At 53.6% G+C, this 2,212-nt stretch carries 5 protein-coding genes; 2 read left to right on the top strand and 3 right to left on the bottom strand.

The genetic code is table 11. The features are described 5' to 3' along the window. A partial coding sequence (locus QCH34_RS11160; protein ID WP_300334151.1) for a hypothetical protein occupies window positions 1–414 on the top strand: 414 nt, incomplete at its 5' end. 24 nt (window positions 415–438) lie between these two features. On the opposite strand, the gene msrA is transcribed toward QCH34_RS11160, so the two are convergent. The 3 genes from msrA to QCH34_RS11145 are packed head-to-tail and all read right to left on the bottom strand — an operon-like array spanning window position 439 to window position 1,704. After that, window positions 439–921 (bottom strand): peptide-methionine (S)-S-oxide reductase MsrA, encoded by a 483-nt coding sequence (msrA, locus tag QCH34_RS11155; RefSeq protein ID WP_300334149.1) that lies wholly within the window; start codon window positions 919–921, stop codon window positions 439–441. 7 nt (window positions 922–928) lie between these two features. Then, the gene (locus QCH34_RS11150) at window positions 929–1,426 is read right to left on the bottom strand and encodes a ferredoxin-thioredoxin reductase catalytic domain-containing protein (protein WP_300334147.1); all 498 of its coding nucleotides are present in this window, start codon (window positions 1,424–1,426) and stop codon (window positions 929–931) included. After that, window positions 1,423–1,704, bottom strand: coding sequence for a glutaredoxin family protein (locus QCH34_RS11145; protein ID WP_300334145.1), 282 nt, complete (start codon window positions 1,702–1,704; stop codon window positions 1,423–1,425). Before QCH34_RS11145 ends, QCH34_RS11150 begins: the two co-directional genes overlap by 4 nt. 54 nt (window positions 1,705–1,758) lie before the next feature. Here QCH34_RS11145 and QCH34_RS11140 point away from each other — a divergent pair. Then, on the top strand, window positions 1,759–2,212 hold a 454-nt coding region (locus tag QCH34_RS11140), incomplete at its 3' end, for a hypothetical protein (RefSeq protein ID WP_300334143.1).

The following is a 2,212-nucleotide window of genomic DNA, read 5'->3' as shown; positions in this document are numbered from 1 at the left end:
CCCTCCAAACACGATTCCATGCAGACAAAACTCCGCCTCATCCTCTATGGTATCCTCACCTGGCTCATCCCCTTCGGAATCTCCCTCTTCCTGTATGGACCGGACGGCACACTCACCATCGGCATATTCGCCTTCAAAAGCCTGATGATCATCTCTGGTGCCGCAAGTGGCGCCCTCCTCATCTACCTGTACCTGAGAAGCCTCCCGGGTAAGATAGAATGGCTTACTGCCGGGGTCACTATCGGCATCAGCTGGCTTCTGATCAACTGGGCACTTGACCTCCTGGTGATGGTTACCCTCTTTGGGATGAGTGGTCCGGAGTGGTTCATTGAGATCGGCTCCCGGTACCTGGTCATCCCTGCAATGGCGATCCTTGCCGGGGCTACGGCTGAGCTTGGTAGAGAGAAGGAATAAGGAAAAGATGAATGGGATCGGCTCTTAAAACCCGATCCCACAGGAATGACCATGTTTCCTGAAGTACTGCTGGTGGTACTCTTCAGCTGGCCAGAAGTGAGCGGCAGGCAGAATTTCGGTCACGATCGGCCTGCCAAACCTCCCGGATCGATCCATACGTTCCCGCGAGGCGTTTGCCTTATCCTCCTGCTCTTTGGAATGGGTGAAGATGGCAGATCGGTACTGGCTCCCGGTATCCGGCCCCTGCCGGTCTTTTGTCGTTGGGTCATGAATCGACCAGAACCGGATCAGCAGGTGATCGTATGTAACGAGAGCCGGATCATAGGTCACCTCGACCGCCTCTGCATGTCCGGTCCTGCCGGTACATACCTCCTCATAGGTCGGGTTGTCAACGGTTCCACCGGTATATCCGACACGGGTCGAGATGACACCGGCAAGATCCGCAAAGGCTGCCTCCACTCCCCAGAAACAGCCCGCGGCAAATGTTGCTATCTCATGTTCAGGCATATTTAATTCAGGCAAATCGTTCAAAACGCTCTTTTGATACCTTGCATATGGGACAGGTTTCGGGCGGTTTTTCCCGTGCACAGAGATATCCACAGACCCGGCAACGCCAGATGGGGAGGGAAAATCCACCAGAAAGAGCCGCCGATCCGGACTTCTTTCGCTCACTCCGTGGAGGGCGGCGTTCCGGGATAGCTCTCAGCTCTTCGCGGCCGCTTCGAACTGCTTCTGTTACATAGAGTGAGCAGTAGCAGGCACCAAAATCATCGAGATCGGAATCCCGGTAATCACAGGGGCAGATGATATCGAGATCCTCCTCTTTCTTCCCAAAGGAGAGGCGGCAGGGGCAGGCAGGATAGCCATATCGTCTGGTATTGACAATCAGCCCTTTGACAAGTGCCCGCACTCCATCCCGATCAGGGCTCAGGTGATACCCATGGATCTCAGCATCCAATATGAGCTCCTTTTCAAGCGTATCAATCTCCTCAGCAGTGGGATCGTAGGTCATCGTGCAAATATCCTCCTGATCTCTTCTTCCTTATACCCGATGATAGCATCTTTTCCATTAATCACCAGCGTCGGAAATGATCCCGCTGGGTTGAACCGCTCAACCAGAGAGATCGCTGCCTCAATCTCTTCCGGAGGGAGGAGATCAGCATAGACATACCGAAACTTCACCTTCAGGCTCTGGAGGAGTTCTTTGGTCATCGCACACCAGCGGCAGGTGGAGAGGGCATAGAGCACCAGATCCCCCCGATCTTCTCCGTCAACAACGGTATATTGCATAATTATCCAGAAAGTTGCCAGAAGCCTTAAGAATATCGGAAGCAACAAAACAATATGACGAAGAGACCTCAGGATGATGCCATCACCGTCCTATCGGTTATTCTCATTATCCTTGGAGGGGTGGCAGGGACCATCATTCTCATCCATATCATTGCCCCCCACCACACCGGCACTCCGCACGGTCTCGTCGCAATGGCAGTTCGCGAATCCGGTGACTCGGTTCGTTTGGCAGGAGATCTTGTCGGCTACTCCTCTATTCCACGCACCGTATCAGGTTTTGATATCAGGCCACGGAAGACTGATGAACATTCAATAGGGGCCATACAGGTATCGATCTCACCTATCATCGGAGATATGGCGATCGACATGGATTACACCCGGATCAGTATCATATCCGGCACCACTGAGATGCACCTCACCCGGAAGAAGGCGTCCCCCCTCAATCCCGGAGACTGGGCGATCATCTCCCGATATGGCCATCTCCCATTCGGATCAGCAAATGATGACG

The organism is Methanocalculus sp. (genome assembly GCF_029762515.1).
GTDB lineage: Archaea > Halobacteriota > Methanomicrobia > Methanomicrobiales > Methanocorpusculaceae > Methanocalculus.
This window is presented reverse-complemented; position numbering and strand designations above follow the sequence as displayed.

Excerpts from the sequence above, each read along its gene's own strand:
- msrA (WP_300334149.1), bottom strand. The coding sequence starts at position 921 with ATGCCTGAACATGAGATAGCAACATTTGCCGCGGGCTGTTTCTGGGGA.
- QCH34_RS11145 (WP_300334145.1), bottom strand. The coding sequence starts at position 1,704 with ATGCAATATACCGTTGTTGACGGAGAAGATCGGGGGGATCTGGTGCTC.
- QCH34_RS11150 (WP_300334147.1), bottom strand. The coding sequence starts at position 1,426 with ATGACCTACGATCCCACTGCTGAGGAGATTGATACGCTTGAAAAGGAG.